The following is a 17,891-nucleotide window of genomic DNA, read 5'->3' as shown; positions in this document are numbered from 1 at the left end:
AACGTCCGCCGTAGGGTTCGGGCGGCGGCGTCGTGCGAGGCGCCGCCGGCAACTGCCCGAACGCGCCGTTCTCCGGCGACGGCTGCGCACGTTGCGCCGCCGCGCCCAATGCCGGGGACACGCCTCCTCCCGCCCCACCACCGCCCGACGTGCCACCGCCCACGCTGCCGGGAACCGCCCTCACCCTCGGCTTCGCGGCTTCGGCCGGTGCTGCGGGCGCTTCCGCGTTCAGCGACACCGGATCGAGCCGCAATTCGTCGGCGTGCACGTTGACGTCGGTGCCCGACCACACTTCCTGCGTGTCCGCATCCGCGGAGACCTGCGGCCGGACGATGTGCGGCGTGATCTGCAGCACGATCTCGGTCTTCTTGTGGTCGCCTCCATGATCCGAGAACAGGCGGCCGAGCAGCGGCATCTGACCGAGGCCCGGCACCTTGTTCGCGTTGCGGCGGTCCTCGTCCGAGATCAGTCCACCCATGATCTGGGTTTCTCCATCCCGAAGGCGCAGGCTCGTCGACGCGCTGCGCGTACCGATCTGGTACGCGAGCGAGCTCAGGCCTTGCGAATTGCCGCTCGAGATCGTATTGGTGATGTTGCTGACTTCGAGATTCATCTTGATCCCGACGTCGCCGTCGCGATAGACCTGCGGCTCCACTTCGAGCTTGATGCCGACGTCGAGGTACTGAATCATCTGCGTGAACGACGGGCCGCTCGTGCTCGGGGTGCTCGAGCTCGAAATCACCGGCACCTTGTCGCCGATCATGATGCGCGCTTTCTCCTTGTTGCGCGTGCGGATGCGCGGGCTCGCAAGCAGGTTCGCGTCGGTATCCGTGAGCTTGAAATCCGCGGTGGCCGAGAGACCGCTGACATTCAGCGCGTTGACCGGCAGATGGTGCAGCGCGCCCCAGGTATCCGTCGAGCTCGGGGTCGACACCGTGAACGAGTTGGGCCAGTTGATCCCGAGCTGCGACATCCGGTCGTGCGACACCTCCAGCACCTCGACTTCGAGCATCACCTCCGGCTCCGGCAGGTCCTGCGCGGCGATCATCTCGTCGGCGACCTTGATCATGTCCGGCGTGCCGCGGATCGTCACGGTGTTCGCGCGCTCGTCGATCACGACCTCCTTCACCTTCAGCAGGCTCTTCAGCAGCGACTGGATCTGCTTCGCATCGACGTTCGACAACTGGAACGTGCGCACCTTGAGCTCCTGATACTCGAGCTCCTTCGCGGGCGTCGCCGGGTAGATGAACAGCGTGTTCGCGTTCATCTGCTTCTTGTCGAGCTGGTTCTGCAACAGGATCATGTCGACCGTGTCCTGCAGCGACGCGTTCTGCACGAAGATCGTCGTCTTCAGGTCGGATCGCACGTCGCGATCGAAAATGACGTTCAGTCCCGACGTGCGCGACAGCGCTTCGAACACCATCCGCACGTTCGCGTCGCGGAACTGCAGCGACACCGGCGTGCGCATGATCGACGAAGCGGCGAGCTTGTCGTCCTTTTCCGCGTGCTGCTGGCGGCGCTTTTCGTCGAGTTCCCGCTGCATCCGCAACGCCATCGCATTGGCCGGATCCTCGACCAGCACGCGGTGCACGCGATCGGCCGCCTGCGCATACGAGCCGCGCTTCATCATGCGGTCGGCTTCCTGCAGGATCGCCAGATGCTTGCGGTCCTGCTCGATCATCGCGCCGACCTTGCGGGCGCGCTCGCTGTTCGGATCGAGCTCGGTCGCCATGTAGACGGACCGGGCCGCGTCGTCGAACTGGTTCTCCTGACGGAACTTGTCGGCGTTGTCGAGGAGCTGGTTCACATCGGTGTCGCGGTTGTGCATCGCGTCGATCTTCACCTGCGCATTGGTCGGATCGTCGTGAACGTTCGGCACGTGTGCGCAGCCGCCGCACGCGAGCACGGCCGCGGCAACCGCCAGCGCGCGTTTCGTCGTGGTCCGGCTCGGCGGCGTGCGCCGGGGATCGATCGGGGTGACAGGCGACAGGCGTGTCGATGGGCCGCTGTTGCCGTCGCGGCGCGCACCCCTTGTGCGTGAGGTTTTCATCACTTTCCTTCCCCTGGAATGGACACCACCTGGATCTGGTTCAGCGGCAGATAGGTGAGCACCACGTTCGACTCCGAAACGGACTCGACGCGATACTGGCCGTCGATCACGTCGCCGGGCGAAACGATCAGCAACTGTTCGCCGTTGCTGAGAAACACCTGCGGCTTCGCCGCCTTCGCATCGAGTTCGCCGACGTACGCGAACGGCACCGGTGGCGCCGACGGCGGCGCCGGGCGCGTTTCGGGAAGCGCGGGCACGACGACGGGCGGCGGCGGCGGCAGCCATGACGAAGCGGTGAACGGGTCGTGCGCCGCTTCAACGGACACCGGCGTGCGCAATGCGGCAAGCTTTTCTAGCGGAACTGCGGCCGCTGCCGCCGACGCCGCTGACATTGCCGCAGCGGACGATGCCGGTTGCGACGCGGGTGCCGCCGCCGCGGCGTGCCTGGCCACCCGGGGCGTCGGCGCGCGCAGGCCGTCGCGATGCACTGCGCCGTAGGCCGAGATCGGCGTCGGCCCCCGCGTCGCCGCGACCAGCACGCAATAGCCGGCGCCGGCAGCGACGATGCAACACAGCGCCAGCGCGATCTGCCGGCGCGAAGCGGGCTTCATGGCGGCGGCATTCATGGCTGCGCGCTCCGGTAGATGAGCTCGAAGCGCACGCGCGCGTCGAGGATGTCGCTGCCCACTGCGGGGCGCTCGACGTGGATTTCCTGCAGCGCCGCGTTCGGCACGTTGTTGAGTACCGACGCAAGAAAATGCCGGATTGCGCCGTACTGATCCTTGACGGGCAGCAGCACCTGATAGCGCGCGTAGCGTGCGCCCGAATCGGTCGTCACCTGGTACTCGGCGGAACCGAGCGTCAGATGGCTGTCGCGCGCCTGCGCGAAGATCGACGCGATGTCGTCCGCGCTCTGCGAGAAGCGCGGGAACAGGTCGGGCAGCGCGTCGAGCGCGACCGCATCCGCGGCCGCGCCGCGCTCGCTGACCGGACGATGGCCGTGCGTCGCGTGCACGAACCCGGCAGGATCCTGCAGCGCGCGGGTATCGGATTCCAGGCTGGCGATCGCCGTGTACGCGATGGCCGCTGCACCGATCATCAGCACGCCGGCGAATCCCGGCAGACCGAAAGTACGCCGCATCTCGAAACCCACCGTGAGCAGCCTGTCACGTAACCAATCTGCTTTCATGGCTTCCTCCAGACGGCCGTGACCTGGAAACGCACGGGCTTGCCCGGCACGTTGTTCTCGACGACATGACCATTGAGCGCCGCTTCGCGCAGCAGCACGCTCGTCTGCAGATACTTCAGGTACGCAATCATCGCGTCGAGATCCTTCGCTTCGGCCGTGATGCGGATCTGGGCCTGTGCCGGGTTCTGGTCGATGCCGATCAGCGCGACGTCATGGTCCGGATAGTCCTCGACGATCGAAAAGAGCTCCTGCCACGGCACGGTCAATTCGCGCAACACCGCCTGGCCCTGCTTTTCCGCGAGCTTCTCGGCGGGCGTCGGCGGCGGCTTCACGACATGCCGCTGCGTGAGCGTCCGGTGCTGGACGGCCTCCACTTCCGCGTGGATGCGCCCGTTTTCCGTGTACGCATCCCACAGCCGTGCGCCGCACACGGCCAGCAGCAGCGCGGCGGCGCCCAGCAGGATCAGGCCGCTCGTCCCGGTGCGGGCGCGGTGCCGGCAAAAGTCGATTTCGAGGGTTCGCATCATTGCGCGTACTCCATCAGCCGACGCGCGGGCGAACCATCGTTCGCCGGCATGGCCGGCAGTTTCACGGCCGCAAATCGCGCTTCGAACAGTGCTTCGAACGGCGCGGGATCCGTGTCGATTCCGCACAGATAGACGTTGCAGTCTTCGCGCTTGAGGCCCGAGCGTGTCGCCGAACGTTCGAACAGCTGCTCCGCGATTTCGGCAAGCCGCGACACGTCGCTCGCATCGCCGGGAAAGAGGCGCTGCGCGTCGTAAGCGGCCCAGCCGCCGCGCTCGATCATCACTGCCTGCAGCAGCTCGTCGGCGACGAACAGCAGCAGCGCATCGCCGTCGGTGTTCACCGCGACGCGATTCAGCATCTCCGGAAGGCACGCTCTCAAGCTGCGGATGCGGACGTCTCCGGATGCGCCCAGGTCGTGCATGCCGTCGTGCAGCGTGCGCGACATCGCGCTCGCAAACAGCGCGCGGCCGCCATGCTGCACGCAGAAGCGCACGACCAGCGATGCGCCGTCGATTCCGTACGTGTCGGAGAAATGGGCGTGCGCGATTTCTTCGAGTTCGCGCATGCGTAGCGTGCGAAAGTCGCCGCGCAGTATCGCGTGGTGGCACCAGAAATCGTCGAGCACGACGTGCGCGCTGCGCTTGAGCGGCTTCGCGGCGCTCGTCGGCGCGTCGGCGGCAGCGGCAGCGCCGGGCTGGGTGGCCAGCGCTGCGCGCAGTGCGTCGAGCACGCCCGCTTCGCTGCCGAACTGCTCGTCGGGGATGGCGACGCTGACCGGTTCGGCGGCGGGCAGGTGCTTGCGCGGGTGCCACAGTCCGGGCGCGCGGACCCCGACGACGATCTCGCGCGTACCGACTCCGATCGCAACCGGACTATTCGACCATGGTGACACGGTTGATCTCCTCGAGTGTCGTCTCGCCGCGCCTGACCAGCTCGACCGCCGCCGAGCGCAGCGTCTTCATCCCGTAGCGCAGCGCGGCCGCCTTGATGTGCCCGAGCGGCGCGCGTTCCGACAGCAACTGCCGCAGCTCGTCGTTCATGCGCAGCGCCTCCGCGATCGCGCGGCGCCCGCGATAGCCGCTGCCGCGGCACATCGCGCAGCCTGCACCGCGGCGGAACAGGTAGCTGCCGCGCGTGTCCGGGTCGATGCCCGAGCGCGCGAGCGTATCCGCATCGACCTCGTCCTCGGTCAGGCAATCCGTGCAGCACTGGCGCAGCAGCCGCTGCGCAACCACACCGTTGAGCGCGGACACGAAGCTGTACGGATCGACCTCCATGTTCGTGAAGCGGCCGATCACGTCGAACACGTTGTTCGCGTGGACGGTCGTGAACACCTGGTGGCCGGTGAGCGCGGCCTGCACCGCGATCTGCGCGGTTTCCGGATCGCGGATCTCGCCGACCATGATCTTGTCGGGGTCGTGCCGCAGGATCGATCGCAGCCCGCGCGCGAACGTCAGGCCTTTCGCCTCGTTGACCGGAATCTGCAGGATCTCGCCCAACTGGTATTCGACCGGGTCCTCGATGGTCACGATCTTCTCGAGGCCGTTGTTGATCTCGGTGAGAATCGCGTAGAGCGTCGTGGTCTTGCCGCTGCCGGTCGGCCCGGTGACGAGCAGCATCCCGTAAGGCATCGACGCGATCGAGCGCATGAAGCGCGTGTCGTCCGGCTGGAATCCGAGTGCCTCGAGCGTCAGGCCGCCCGACGCCTGGGAAAGCTGGTAGCGGTCGAGAATCCGCAACACCGCGTCCTCGCCGAACTGGTTCGGCATGATCGATACACGGAAATCGATGTCGCGGCCCGCGTACGACGCCTTGAAGCGTCCGTCCTGCGGCACGCGGCGCTCCGCGATATCGAGCTCGGAGATCACCTTCACGCGCGACAGCACCTGGTCCGCGACGTCGCGCCCGTCGACGCGGCCCACCACGGTGAGCACGCCGTCGACACGGCACTTGATCATCAACCCGTTCGCGCGGCATTCGAGGTGGATGTCGCTCGCGAGCATCTTGAGCGCGTCGTAGATCGTCGAATTGAGCAGCCGCACGACTGCACTGTCGTCGCTGCTGATGCCCTGCAGCGTCAGCGCGAGCGACGCCGGGTCGGGCGTGCTCTGGATCGGATCGTCGAACGCGAGCGAGTCCATCGCGCGCACGTCCTTCTCGCGCACGGTCAGATACGCGTTGATGTCCCCTGCGCTCGCGAGCGCCCAGCTGTACGGCACCGCGGGCCGCGCGCGCATCCGGTGTTCGACCCAGCCGCGCGTGCGGGCATCGAGTGGATCGGCAATTGCGAACAGCAGCGCGTTGCCGCCGTCCGGATCGCGAAAGCATACGCACAGGCGCGTCGTCGCATCGACGAACGGCACCACGTCGAAGTCCGGCTCGAGGCGAGCGAGTTCGCGCATCCCGATCGGCTTCATCCGGAATTGCGCGGCGAGCTGCGCGCGCAGCTCGTCCGCGCTGAGCGCCGATTGCGCCATCAGCGCCTCGAGCGCGCGAATGCCGGAGCCGTGCTGCTCGCCGAGCGCGCGCAGCATGTCACGCAGCTCCGCGCCCGCGTCAGGGAGGTTTTCCGGTGTGGTGATGTCGGTATCCACGCGTGTTTCCCCAATGACGATCTACTGAATGCTCGACGCGATCTCGAAGATCGGCAGGTACATCAGCACGACGATTCCACCGATGACCACGCCGATCACGATCATCATCGCGGGCTCGATGAGTCGCGAGATCAGATCGATCGTGCGGGACACCTGCGCTTCCTGGAACGCGGCGATCCGGTCGAGCACGGGTCCGAGGCCGCCTGTCTTCTCGGCCACCGTCAGCAGACGGTACGCAATCGCGTTCGCGAGGCCGGCCTGCTGGAACGCATCGGAAATCCTCGCGCCGTTGCGCACCTGCTGCAGCGCGCCCGCAAGCGCGGCCTGGTCCGCGTGGCCGACGAGGCCGCGCGCGAGGTCGAACGCGCGGACGGCGGGAATGCCGCCGTCGACCAGCATCGACGTCGTGCGATAGAACTGCGACTGGCGAAACACGCGGAAGTGTTGCCCGATGCCGGGCAGCGCCAGCAGCCGATCGGCGATCCAGATCCGCAGCGCCGGCCGGCGCAATGCGATGCCGGTCGCGACGGCCAGCACCGCGAGACCGACGCCGAGCCCGGTTCCGTGCGCGTGCACCATGCTGCCCCACCCCATCAGCAGGCGCGACATCAGCGGCAGTTCGCGTCCGCTGTGTTCGAGGAGCGTCGCGAACCGGGGCACGACGAAGCCGAGCAGAAACAGCACGACGGCCGCGCCGACGAACAGCAGAACCGTCGGATAGATCGCCGCCGACACGACGCGCGCGCGCAGCTCGTGGAGTGTTGCGCTGTTGCGCGAGTAGCGGGTCAGGCTATCGGCAAGGCCGCCGGTCTGTTCGCTCGCCTTCACGCACGCCACCATCACCGGCGGGAAGATGTGGCTCGCATGCTCGAGCGCCGCGGACAGCGACTGCCCCTCTTCCAGTTGACGCAGCAGATCGCGATACACCTGCGCGGATGCTTCGCGTCGCGCGTTGCCGCCGAGCGTGCGCAACGCGTCGACGACGCCTACGCCAGCCTCGAGCAGCGCCGCGAGCTCGCGCGCGAACATCTCGACGTTGAACCGCGCGCCCGGCATCCGGAGCCGGCTCGAGCTGCGCTGCTGCCGGCGGGCGTCCGCGCTCACCGAGACGACGCGAAGGCCGCGCGAGCGCGCAAGCGCTGCCGCGCTCGCCGATGAATCGCTGTCGATGCGAAGCGTCTGGACCGAGCCATTCGTATCGAAGACACGCAGCACGAACTTCACGTCGACTCTCCTTGCAGACTGGCTCACGACTTGCGTGGCGACGCCACGCATCCCTACCACGACGAGATCGTCACGTTCTCGCCGGTACCGCCGCCGCGCCCGTCCTTGCCGAGCGAATACAGGTCGTAGTCGCCATGCTCGCCCGGCGAACGATACTGGTACGGACGATCCCACGGATCCACCGGAACGGCCTTCTGCAGGTACGGGCCGCTCCACCGCGGCTCGTTCTGCGGCTTGGTCACGAGCGCTTCCAGACCTTCTTCGGTCGACGGATACGCGCCGACATCGAGCCGGTACTGGTCGAGCGCCTGGCCGAGCGACACGATCTGCGCACGCGCGACCTTCACGTTCGATTTGCCGACCTGTTCGAAATACCGTGGCGCGACGAGACCCGCGAGCAGGCCGATGATGACCATCACGACGAGCAGTTCGAGCAATGTGAAGCCGCGGCTTGCGCGTGCGCGGCGGGCGCATTCGGCGCTACGCCGCGGATGCCCGGGCATGCCGGGCTGGATCGAGGACAATTCGTCTTGCACGGCCCCCTCCCTGTATCGACCTGCGGCGTCAGCAATGCTGAAGCCGTTGAATGCATTCTTGTTCAGGTCGATACGGGCCAGAAGTAGGGAGTGCCGTCCATCGACATGGGTAAAGCCCCCCCAGTTGCCCGACCCGTTCGTGGAGGGTTTTCACACACGCCCGTCGTCGGTCAACGCGAGCACGCCGATGTCGATCGCGAAGTGGACAAGGCCGGTCAGGTTCGTGATGCCGAGCTTGTGCATCAGGTTCGCGCGATGCTTCTCGACCGTTTTCGGGCTGATCTGCAGGCACTCGCCGACCTGCCGGCTCGTGTGCCCTTCGACGACGAGACGCATCACCGTGCGCTCGCGGCTCGTCAGCGTATTCCACAATCGCGCCTTGTGCGCGTTCTCGTCGCGCAGTCCATGCAGGCCGACACGCGAACGGTATGCGTCGAGACTGACCACGCATTTGCCCTGCATCACGAAACGCATTTCGCGGACCAGATCGGCGAACGACGAATCCTTGACCACGTACCCGTCCGCGCCGGAGGCGAACGCCTCCCGCACGTTGTCTTCGCTGTGGTGAACGGTGAGGACGATGATCCGTGTGTGCGGCGTATCGCGCTTGATCGTCGCGATCGCTTCGAAGCCGCTGCCGCCCGGCATCGACAGATCCATCAGGATCAGATCGGGCAGCGTCAGCGCGGCGAGACGGCAGGCTTCGATCCCGCCGCTCGCCTCGCCGGCGACGCAGTAGTCGTCCAGCTCGGAAACCATGCGGCTCAGGCCGATGCGCAGCAGATGCTGATCCTCGACAATCAGCACGCGATGCTTCTTGTCCAATTTCGCTGCTCCTTGCCGGACGCGTTGCGCGTGGGATTCCTCGCGCGCGGCCGCTCTGGCGGCCGGCGCAAGCCCGATTTTTATCAGCGTGAACAGGGCCTAGTTGGAAGCGACGACGTCGTGATACGCGTCGAGCAGTTCCGACGGCGTCGCGAAGCCGTCGATGCGCAGCCACGACTGGCCGGGCGCGGCCCGCAGGAACGTCACCGGCGTGTGATTCATCTTGTCGCCGCGGTAGACGTTGAACGCGCGCTGCGCGGCGATGCTCGCGTCGACCGTGCCCGTGTAGTGCTGCCACTCGGGGCCGGCCTCGAAGCGCGCCGCATATGCTTTGAGCCGTGCGGGCGTGTCCTCTTCCGGATCGATCGAGATCGACACGATGTGCACCTTGTCACGGTCGGGGCCGAGCTCGCTCTGCAGCTGCTCGAGCGTCTGGCTGATCATCGGGCAGATGGTCGTGCAGGTCGTGTAGATGAAAGTCAGGATCACCGGCCGGCCGTCATTCACTTCATCGACCAGCGACACGGCCTTGCCGTCGTCACGCACGAGCTGGACCGATGGCAGAGTGTATTGGGCCATCATGTGCGTCGTGCCTGGCATCACGGCGTGATGCATGTGCATGTGGGCATCTTCGGTCGTGTTCACCATGGTGCCTGCGACGGTGTTTTCAGCGGCGTCGCCGTCGGATTTTCCGGTCGCGCTCTCCGTAGCTTTCTCGCTGACGCTGTCGGTGGTGTTCGGCGTCGCGTTCGGCTTGGCGCTCGGTGTGTTGTCGTTGTCGTCGCCGGCGTTCTCGGGCGTGTGCGTCATGCCCGGCATGCCATCGTGGGACATCTGCATGTCGGCGCCTTCGGCCGCGTTCCCGGTGGTGCTTTCGGTCGCGCTTTCGGTCGCATCCTCATCGGATTTCGCGGCGGGGTTCTCGACAGCGTTCTCCGTGGCCTTCTCGACGACGCCTTCGACAGTGGCCTGCGTGGCGTTCGCGCCGGCACTCATGGCCGCATTTTCGGCAACGTTCGCGGCAGCATTCGCGGTGGCGTTCTCGCTCGCGCCTTCGATGGCGCTGTCGGTCGTCGCGGACCATGCTGCGCTCGCGGCGAGCGTGACGCCCGCGACTACGAACGCCCCCATCGTCGATCTGGCAATCCTTTTCATGTCGGCCTCCCTGGCGCTACACAACACCGTGACGGTTTCATTACCTCGCAAAAGCAGTGTCCTGAATTCGGACGAATGCGTCATGGGATGACGCCCCCCAAACGCCGGTAGGGTATGTCCGCTTGCTGGAATACCCGCTGTGTGCTGCGGGGAGATCCCCGCATGACGACTCCGCAATCACCCTGTTGCGACTTGCGTGGATCGCGTCCTAGAATGGCAGAACCTTACGTTTTCCTGAAAAACCGCGCGCAGGGGGCTCCCATGATTGAACGCCAGCCTGACGGGCCGCAGATCAAGCTGCTCGATCTGATCGATGCGATGCGCAAGCTTCGCAGCGCGGTCGGTTCGAGCGATCGCGGCGCCGTCGTGACCGATGCGCGCGGGGCAGCGCTTGCGATTCTCACGGCCGACGGAATCTTCATATCGGCCAATCACAGCACCGCGGCGCTGTTGGGCTATTCGAGCACCGATCTGATCGGCAAGCATCTGTTCGACATGGCGCCTGACGACGCCCGCGCCGAATTGGCAGACGAATTGTCGAAGAGCGCCGCCTGCCAGTGCCATTCGTTCGAGGCGACGCTCAGCGGCCGAACCGGCAATCCCGCCCACCTCATGCTGCATCAGCAAGTGCTTCCCGACACGGGAGCAGGCATCGGGCTGTTGCTGACACTGTTCGAAGAACCCCTCGCCTTCGAGCCCGATCCGCCCGATGCGGCCGAGCTGCCCGATGCGAGCGCGCGCACGTGCCAGGCGTGGCTGCTGATGGGCCAGCAGAAGGAACGCCACCGGCTTGCCGCGGAACTGCACGACGGCCTCGGTCAGGCATTGACGCTCGTCAAGCTGATGAACGAGGACGCACTGATGCGCATTCGCCGCGGCGAGATCGAAGAAGCCGCGAACTTGCTCGATGCCACCGTCTTCCGGATCCGCGAGACGATTGGCGAAGTGCGGCAGATATGCGGCGAACTGCGCCCGCCGATGCTCGACAAGCTCGGCCTGCCCGCGGCATTGGCGTCGCTGTGCCGGCGCATCGAGCGCGACGCGGAAATGCTGTCGGTCGAGTTCGATTGCGACGTCGACGACGACGACGTGCCGGAACATCTGAAGGCGGACATGTTCCGGGTCGCGCAGGAAGCGCTCAACAACATCGTCAAGCATGCGGAGGCCACCGAAATCGCGCTCGGCTTGCGACACGACGCGGGCGGCCTGTTGCTGACGATCCAGGACAACGGCATCGGCTACGAGAACCGCCCGCTGACGACCGAAGACGCGCACACGTCCGGACTCGGCCTGATCGGCATGCAGCACCGCGTCGAGTCGCAAGGCGGCACGTTTTCGATCGCGTCGTCGGCCACGGCCGGCACGCTCGTCTCGGCGCGCTGGGCGCTCTGACGCATGCGATCACGCTCAGCCCTTCGCCTCGCCGAGCGGATAATCGTCCAGCTGCATGCGCGCGCCGGCGGCGACCGTCTGAGCGCCGTTGTCGGTCGAGTGCGTGGGCACGTCGTCCGCATTCGGCTCCGCGCACTTCGCCGCGAGCGTGGTCAACATGCCCATGCTCATCGCGACGAGCACCAGCTCCGTCAGGTTCGCGATATGAAGCTTGTGCATCATGCTCGCACGATACTTCTCGATCGTCTTCGGGCTCAGGTTCAGGTATTGACCGACCTGCCTGTTGGTGCGCCCTTCGGCAATCAGCTTCAGCACGCTGCGCTCGCGCGCGGTCAGGACGTCCCACGCCTTTCTCGGCGCAGGCATCTCCCGGCCCGTCACGAACGAGTCGACCATGTACCCATACACGTCCGCGCTCAGGTGCTTCTTGCCCAGCATCACTGTGCGCATCGCGAGCAGCAGCTCGTCGAACGACACGTCCTTGAGCACATAGCCGTCGACGCCCGCACGCAACGCTTCCCGCACATACTCTTCGCTCTGGTGAACCGTGAGCGCGACGATCCGCACGTGCGGCGATCGTCGTTTGATCGTTGCGCTCGCATCGATGCCGTTCATCCCGCGCATCGACAGATCCATCAGGATCAGATCGGGGGCGAGCGTCATCGCCAGATGACACGCCTCCTTGCCATCCCTTGCTTCGCCGACGACGTCGTAATCGCCTTGCGCGCAAAGCATCGATCGCAGGCCATTTCTCAACAGATCATGGTCCTCTGCGATAACCACGCGACATTTGGTATTCACGACTTCAACTCCCGGTTGCCACCCCCCGGGCTGCTGCGCTCCGCTCATTGTGGACACGTGATTGCGCAGTTCCGGAATTCTCGCCGGGTGTTTTCCCGGCGCAATTTAGTAAGTGAAATTTCCGACAACCGACTGCTATGCGGTTGGCATTCGCAAGCTTCGTGCCATTGCGTTGCGAACCAGTGGCGGCAGGGACAGGGCTCAGGCGTGCCCGCCACGAACCGGTGCAGCCCGTCGGGAGTGTTTCAGAATTGAATCAGTAGACCTTTTCGGGTGCGTCAGTGTGACTACCGATAGCGGAAATGCCGCTCGTCTTTCAAGATTCAGGAAAAGAATTTGGCTGCCGCGACGCCAGAAATAGAAGAAAAAAACGGCGCGTCGTAAGGATTGTCAATTTGCTTTTATTACCATCGATTACTGCCCATTTCGAATGTAACAAACTTGCACCGCTTTGCGCGGCGGACATTCCGGAATCGAAGTGTAGGGAGGCGCCCCATTGCCGATCCGATTTTCCATGAACCACAATCCAGGTGCAGGAGACCTGGAAGATGCACGACTGTTCTTCATCCCGACTGGGAATCGCGATCGTTGCCGCATGCGTGGGGCTCGGCTCGGCATGGTCGTCGGTTGCGCATGCACAGATATTCGGCACGGTCACGCACAGTGGCGCAATCGTCCTGACGAACCAGCCCGGCAACACCGGCCTGAAGGTGATCGTCGCAGGCGACCCGCCCGCCGAGCCCGGTGCGAAGCCTGAGGCGTCGAAGCTGTCTGGCGCCGCCGCGCTGTCCTCGTTCGCGGACGTGATCGACGAAGCGAGCCGCGCATTTCACGTTCCGTCCGAACTCCTTCGCGCGGTGATCGACGTCGAATCGGGATACAACCCGAAGGCGGTGTCGGATAAAGGCGCGCTCGGGCTCATGCAGCTGATGCCGGGCACCGCGCGACGGTTTTCGAGCGGAAACATGCTGAACCCGCGCGACAACGTGCTGGCCGGCGCGCGGTATCTGCGCTTCCTGCTCGACCTGTTCAAGGAGAATGTCGAGCTCACGCTGGCCGCATACAACGCCGGAGAGAACGCGGTGATTCGCGCCGGCTATCGCATTCCGTCGTTGCCGCAGACACGCCAGTATGTCCCGCGCGTGCTTGCGCGTTACAAGCGGCTACTCGCGTCGAACTGATTGCGCGGGCTGTCGGCGCGCAACAGCGTTGTCGAGCATCGCAATGGCGCGACGTTCGACAACGCGTGCCGATCGGCTCAGGCCGGCTGACGGCTCAAGGAAATGCAGGAATGGTCGGGTCCTCTCCCTGGAGATGGGCTTCAGCGTGGTGATGCTTGATCAGATCCTCGATCTCGTGGACGCGGTCCTTCGGAATGTCGATCATCATCAGCAGCTCGCCGCGCTCGATCCCTTCTTCGAAGCGTTTCAGGCGGGAACTCGGCACATCGACGCCGATCATCGACGCCGCCCATGCGCCGAAGCCGGCGCCGGACAACGTGATCGTCACGAAGGCGCCGCCGGCGATCGGCAGCCCGGCAGGCGGAAACACCAGCGCGATCAGCGCCACCAGCATGCCGGTCGCGCAGCCGACCGCCGTGCCTCGGGCAAGCGACGGCAGCAGGTCGCTGCGTTGCGCGAGCGTGGCCTCGGGCAACCCGTCGCGCATCACGCTGTGGTTAGCGATCACATGGATGTGTCGCCACTCGACTCGCTGCACCAGCAGCTCGGTTACGACCGACTGCGCGCATTGCGGCGTCGGCAACAGGAAATATACGCGTCTCATGGCTACGACCCCTACCGTGCGTCAGGAATGCCTGGATGGTCCTGAAGACATTCTGGTCCGGCGCGCCCCCCGCTTGTAGTGGGAAGACTCGCCGAAATGCATGGGTAGAACGCAGTAGATGCCCGCAGTAGGCGCGTGCGGTAGGCACCCGCATTCGATACCACCTCGCGCACGCTTCAAAGTCGCCCGTAGCTATGCAGCCCCGACAGGAACATGTTGACGCCGAGGAACGCGAACGTCGTGACGACGAGCCCGGTCAGCGCCCACCATGCGGCCGCCGCGCCGCGCAGCCCTTTCATCTGGCGCATGTGCAGCCATGCCGCGTAGTTCAGCCAGACGATCAGCGCCCAGGTTTCCTTCGGGTCCCAGCTCCAGTAGCCACCCCATGCCTCGGCCGCCCACAGCGCGCCGAGGATCGTCGCAATCGTGAAGAACGCGAAGCCGACCGCAATCGACTTGTACATCACGTCGTCGAGCACGTCGAGCGCCGGCAGGCGATCGGCGAGCATGCCATGCTCTTTCACCAGGTACGCGACCGACACCATCGCCGACAGCGCGAAGCTGCCGTAGCCGATGAAGTTCGCCGGCACGTGGATCTTCATCCACCAGCTCTGCAGCGCCGGCACGAGCGGCTGGATCTGCTGCGCATCGCGCGCGACCGAATACCACATCAGGAAGCCCACCGCGGCGCTGATGATCAGCAGCACGAATGCGCCGAGCGCGCGCGTGCCGTAGTGCTGTTCGTAGTAGAGGTAAAAGAGCGCGGTGATCACACAGAACAGCACGAATACTTCATAGAGGTTCGAAATCGGAATGTGGCCGACGTCGCTGCCGATCAGGTACGACTCGTACCAGCGCACCATCAACCCGGTGAAACCCATCAGCACCGCGGCCCACGTGAGCTTCTGGCCGATCGCGCCACCCGACTCCGCGCGCGCCAGCGTGCCGATCCAGTAAAAGATCGTCGCGAGCACGAACAGTGTGCTCATCCACAGGATCGCGGACTGGCTCGACAGGAAATACTTAAGGAAGAACGCCGAATCCGCACGTGCGAGGTCGCCCTGGTAGATCCGGATCGACAGCAGCGACAGCGCCGCAATCGACGCCATCAGCAGCTGCGCCGGCTTCCAGCGCCAGCCGAGCGTGACGAGCGCCGGCACCGCGCACGCGAGCACGAGCCTGTCGTAGTCGTTCATGGACGCGTAATAGCGCGACAGCGCGAAGCCTGCGCCTGCGACCGTTGCAAGCGCGAACAGCCAGTCGAGCGGCGACACGCGCGCGAGGAACTGCTGCACACGGGATTGACGCGCGTCGTCCGGCGCAGATGCGCGAACGGTGCCCGACGCGGCGTGTCGCTGATGTGGCGGTCTGCCGACTGGCGCCGCTCCGCCACGAGAGGATTGAATCGCCTTCATGGTCATTCACCAGGATGGAACCGCGTACTGCCGGAATAAAAAAACAGTGCCCCGCCCCGGGGGAGACGAGACACCGAAACGATCACCGCCAGCGCTGGTTCGCCGTACGACCTGCAGCGCGTGCCGCAGGCGGCGCTGGCTCGGTGCAGTGCGATCATTGATCGGCCGGCGGGCTCGCCGATACCTCTGCCTCCGGCGGAAATGCCTCGACGTAAGCCGCGACGGCACGCATCTCCTGCTCCGACATGTTCGCGCACACGCTCTTCATCACCGCGCCGCGCGGCCGTGTGTCGGTTTCGCGGAAGATCGTGAGCTGCTTCATCACATAGTCCGCATGCTGCCCGGCAAGACGCGGGAACCGGTTCATCCCCTCGCCATGCTGGCCGTGACACGCGATGCACGCGGCGACGCCCTTGTCCGGCAAGCCGGACACGAAAATCTCCCTGCCCGCGTTGACGAGCGCGCGATCGTCGGCTTCACCGAGGGTCACTGGCTGACTTGAGAAATACGTCGCCAGCTCGTCGATCTGGGTGTCGGTCAGATGCGTGAAGCCCCACATGAACCGCTTCGCATTCGGATCGGAACGCGCGTGATTCTTGAAATCCGTCAACTGGTCGACGAGGTATTCCTTGCGCTGTCCGGCGAGCTTCGGAAACATCGGCGACACCGACACGCCGGTCGCGCCGTGGCAGTTCGAGCACACCTGCAGCGCGATGGTCTTGCCCGGCACGTCGGGGTTGTCGACTTGCCGCGACCGCTCCAGGTCGTGACAGGCCGATCCGGCCAGCAGCATCGCAAGCGAGACGATATGGGCCACCCTGTTCATGTTACGTACCTCCTTGCCGCAATTTTTGCCGCGCCCTCGTTCGATCCCGTTCGGCGGCGGTGCGCATGCGCATCGACACGCGATGCGAGATGCGCGCCGCCCGCTCGTTACGCGTGCTCCAGTCGGCCGGGCGCACGGGAAACGCCGGACGGGATGTCAGAACGAAGCGACCCATAGATAGAGAAACAGCGTGTCGTTGTCCCTCGCGTTGCGCCCGTTGCCGTCATAGTTGGTGGTCGCACCGAGGAACTTCGTGAAATGCGTGTACTGCAGGCCGACGCGCACGTATTGAACGGGTATCCAGAAGATTTCCGGCATCCAGCCCTGCGTGTTCGGATGGAAATTCGCACTGGCCGAATACCGCGCGCTGTCCGGCGTACCGGTCGTATTGAAGAACGACAGCGCGACGCCATACTTGTCCTGGTACACATATCCGGCCTTGAGCCGCAGCGAGTTGAGATTCGCCGCCGTGTTGTCGGCCACCACGAAGTTGTTCGGATCGTGAATGTTCTCGCGCACGTAGCGCGCCTGCGCGGTGACCGTATGCGGTTCCAACAGGTACTCGTACTGCGCGTCGAAGCCGTAGTCGCGAAAGCGCGTGACACCGGTGCCGAAGATCGGGAAGTTGTTCGAGTCGTTCGGATAGATGTTCACGCTCATCCCGAACGCGCCAACCATCACGCTATGCGGCCCCCAGTCGCGTGTCAGTGCGACGCGCGCATACGGGTTGTAGCCGCGCAGGTAGACCTGCGGGTGCACGGGGTTGCCTTCGTCGTTGCCGTGGCTCAGGAACGACCAGATGCCGTCGGCCGTGCTGTATGCGGTCAGTTCGGCGTACACGAGCTTGTTCCAGTACAGGTAGGCACCCGTGCCGACGACCTGGCTCGCGAGGGCGCCTTCGATCACCGGCAGGTTCGGAATCTTCGCGACGGGGCTGATCGTCGACGAAATGTACGGGAATCCCCATGCAGGCGCGGAGTTGAATACGTCCTGCACGGTAGGGTTGTTGTGCACCGTGATGCCGAGGATCAGATCGTTCGCGCTTGTCATGATCCGGTCGACGAAGCGGAAGTCGGTGTTGTCCGATCCCCAGTGCCCTTTCCACTTGCCGCTATCGTCCTGGTGATCGTAGTTCGTATAGGTGAACTGAGCGAAACCGCCGATCTTGTCGGTGATCTTGCCGGCGAGGAACACGCTCGCGAAGTCGAACATCGGCAGGCCGTTCTTCGTGTTGATCGGATTGCCGGTCGCGTCGCTGTTCGCTCGCGTCTTGCTCAGGTCGCCGATGGCCATCGCGGCGATCGGAATCGTCCGCTCGCCGATCGTATAGCCGTTCAGCTTGAACATGCGCCCGTACGGCGTGAGTTCCGGAAACTGCCCGCCCGCGTGGCACGCGACGCAGCTTTGTCCGGTCTGGCGCGCGAAGATCGGCAGTGCCTGTGCGACGGACACCTGCAGTAATGCGAGCGCCGCGAGCACGACCGTCCAGCTACGACGTAGCCAGTGATGACGTGTGCCATGGCTGACAAGAATGCTTGTCATGGCTGATTCCCTCCCCCAACGCCCTGTGT

17 protein-coding genes and 1 pseudogene are annotated in these 17,891 nt (G+C 65.1%); 3 read left to right on the top strand and 15 right to left on the bottom strand.

Going from position 1 to position 17,891, the window contains the following annotated elements:
* From G3N94_RS13190 to G3N94_RS13145, 10 genes and pseudogenes are all read right to left on the bottom strand, one after another.
* The coding region (locus G3N94_RS13190; RefSeq protein WP_205792825.1) for a type IV pilus secretin PilQ at positions 1-2,050 on the bottom strand (2,050 nt) is incomplete at its 3' end.
* On the bottom strand, positions 2,050-2,676 hold the full coding sequence (locus tag G3N94_RS13185) for a hypothetical protein (protein ID WP_205792824.1): 627 nt from the start codon (positions 2,674-2,676) through the stop codon (positions 2,050-2,052). The genes G3N94_RS13190 and G3N94_RS13185, both read right to left, overlap by 1 nt.
* Positions 2,673-3,239, bottom strand: coding sequence for a hypothetical protein (locus G3N94_RS13180; protein WP_205792823.1), 567 nt, complete (start codon positions 3,237-3,239; stop codon positions 2,673-2,675). Before G3N94_RS13180 ends, G3N94_RS13185 begins: the two co-directional genes overlap by 4 nt.
* The gene (locus tag G3N94_RS13175; RefSeq protein WP_205792822.1) at positions 3,236-3,766 is read right to left on the bottom strand and encodes a hypothetical protein; all 531 of its coding nucleotides are present in this window, start codon (positions 3,764-3,766) and stop codon (positions 3,236-3,238) included. The genes G3N94_RS13180 and G3N94_RS13175 overlap by 4 nt, the downstream gene beginning before the upstream one ends.
* Complete coding sequence (locus G3N94_RS13170; protein ID WP_205792821.1) at positions 3,763-4,659, bottom strand: hypothetical protein; 897 nt, start codon at positions 4,657-4,659, stop codon at positions 3,763-3,765. Before G3N94_RS13170 ends, G3N94_RS13175 begins: the two co-directional genes overlap by 4 nt.
* Complete coding sequence (locus G3N94_RS13165; protein WP_205792820.1) at positions 4,640-6,361, bottom strand: GspE/PulE family protein; 1,722 nt, start codon at positions 6,359-6,361, stop codon at positions 4,640-4,642. Before G3N94_RS13165 ends, G3N94_RS13170 begins: the two co-directional genes overlap by 20 nt.
* A gap of 21 nt (positions 6,362-6,382) precedes the next feature.
* Positions 6,383-7,585: a type II secretion system F family protein gene (locus G3N94_RS13160; protein WP_205792819.1), complete on the bottom strand. Its 1,203-nt coding sequence runs from the start codon at positions 7,583-7,585 to the stop codon at positions 6,383-6,385.
* A gap of 53 nt (positions 7,586-7,638) precedes the next feature.
* The gene (gene gspG, locus G3N94_RS13155; RefSeq protein ID WP_205792830.1) at positions 7,639-8,088 is read right to left on the bottom strand and encodes a type II secretion system major pseudopilin GspG; all 450 of its coding nucleotides are present in this window, start codon (positions 8,086-8,088) and stop codon (positions 7,639-7,641) included.
* A 183-nt stretch (positions 8,089-8,271) separates the two neighbouring features.
* The gene (locus G3N94_RS13150) at positions 8,272-8,946 is read right to left on the bottom strand and encodes a response regulator transcription factor (RefSeq protein ID WP_241021804.1); all 675 of its coding nucleotides are present in this window, start codon (positions 8,944-8,946) and stop codon (positions 8,272-8,274) included.
* Positions 8,947-9,045: 99 nt separating this feature from the next.
* Positions 9,046-9,516 (bottom strand): annotated as a pseudogene (locus G3N94_RS13145) (SCO family protein); the annotation flags it as partial.
* Between the two features lie 67 nt (positions 9,517-9,583).
* Between G3N94_RS13145 and G3N94_RS13140 the strand changes: the two are divergent.
* Both G3N94_RS13140 and G3N94_RS13135 read left to right on the top strand, forming a co-directional pair.
* Positions 9,584-10,192 (top strand): hypothetical protein, encoded by a 609-nt coding sequence (locus G3N94_RS13140; RefSeq protein WP_205792817.1) that lies wholly within the window; start codon positions 9,584-9,586, stop codon positions 10,190-10,192.
* A 170-nt stretch (positions 10,193-10,362) separates the two neighbouring features.
* On the top strand, positions 10,363-11,493 hold the full coding sequence (locus G3N94_RS13135; RefSeq protein ID WP_205792816.1) for a histidine kinase: 1,131 nt from the start codon (positions 10,363-10,365) through the stop codon (positions 11,491-11,493).
* A gap of 15 nt (positions 11,494-11,508) precedes the next feature.
* On the opposite strand, the gene G3N94_RS13130 is transcribed toward G3N94_RS13135, so the two are convergent.
* The gene (locus tag G3N94_RS13130; protein WP_346778691.1) at positions 11,509-12,294 is read right to left on the bottom strand and encodes a response regulator transcription factor; all 786 of its coding nucleotides are present in this window, start codon (positions 12,292-12,294) and stop codon (positions 11,509-11,511) included.
* Positions 12,295-12,842: 548 nt separating this feature from the next.
* Between G3N94_RS13130 and G3N94_RS13125 the strand changes: the two genes are divergently transcribed.
* A complete protein-coding gene (locus G3N94_RS13125; RefSeq protein ID WP_205792815.1) occupies positions 12,843-13,475 on the top strand; it encodes a lytic transglycosylase domain-containing protein in 633 nt (210 codons plus the stop codon).
* A 94-nt stretch (positions 13,476-13,569) separates the two neighbouring features.
* On the opposite strand, the gene G3N94_RS13120 is transcribed toward G3N94_RS13125, so the two are convergent.
* From G3N94_RS13120 to G3N94_RS13105, 4 genes are all read right to left on the bottom strand, one after another.
* Positions 13,570-14,079, bottom strand: coding sequence for a DUF1269 domain-containing protein (locus G3N94_RS13120; RefSeq protein ID WP_205792814.1), 510 nt, complete (start codon positions 14,077-14,079; stop codon positions 13,570-13,572).
* 176 nt (positions 14,080-14,255) lie between these two features.
* The gene (ccsB, locus tag G3N94_RS13115) at positions 14,256-15,494 is read right to left on the bottom strand and encodes a c-type cytochrome biogenesis protein CcsB (RefSeq protein WP_205792813.1); all 1,239 of its coding nucleotides are present in this window, start codon (positions 15,492-15,494) and stop codon (positions 14,256-14,258) included.
* 154 nt (positions 15,495-15,648) lie between these two features.
* Positions 15,649-16,320 carry a c-type cytochrome gene (locus G3N94_RS13110; protein ID WP_205792812.1) on the bottom strand — a complete coding sequence of 224 codons (672 nt, stop codon included), beginning with the start codon at positions 16,318-16,320 and terminating at the stop codon, positions 15,649-15,651.
* 156 nt (positions 16,321-16,476) lie between these two features.
* The gene (locus G3N94_RS13105; protein WP_205792811.1) at positions 16,477-17,862 is read right to left on the bottom strand and encodes a cytochrome C; all 1,386 of its coding nucleotides are present in this window, start codon (positions 17,860-17,862) and stop codon (positions 16,477-16,479) included.
* Between the last annotated feature and the right edge of the window lie 29 nt (positions 17,863-17,891).

Origin of the sequence: Burkholderia sp. Ac-20353, from assembly GCF_017104785.1 — a bacterium.
Classification (GTDB): domain Bacteria; phylum Pseudomonadota; class Gammaproteobacteria; order Burkholderiales; family Burkholderiaceae; genus Burkholderia.
The sequence above is the reverse complement of the archived record's forward strand: the minus strand, read 5'-3'. Positions and strand labels throughout refer to the sequence as shown.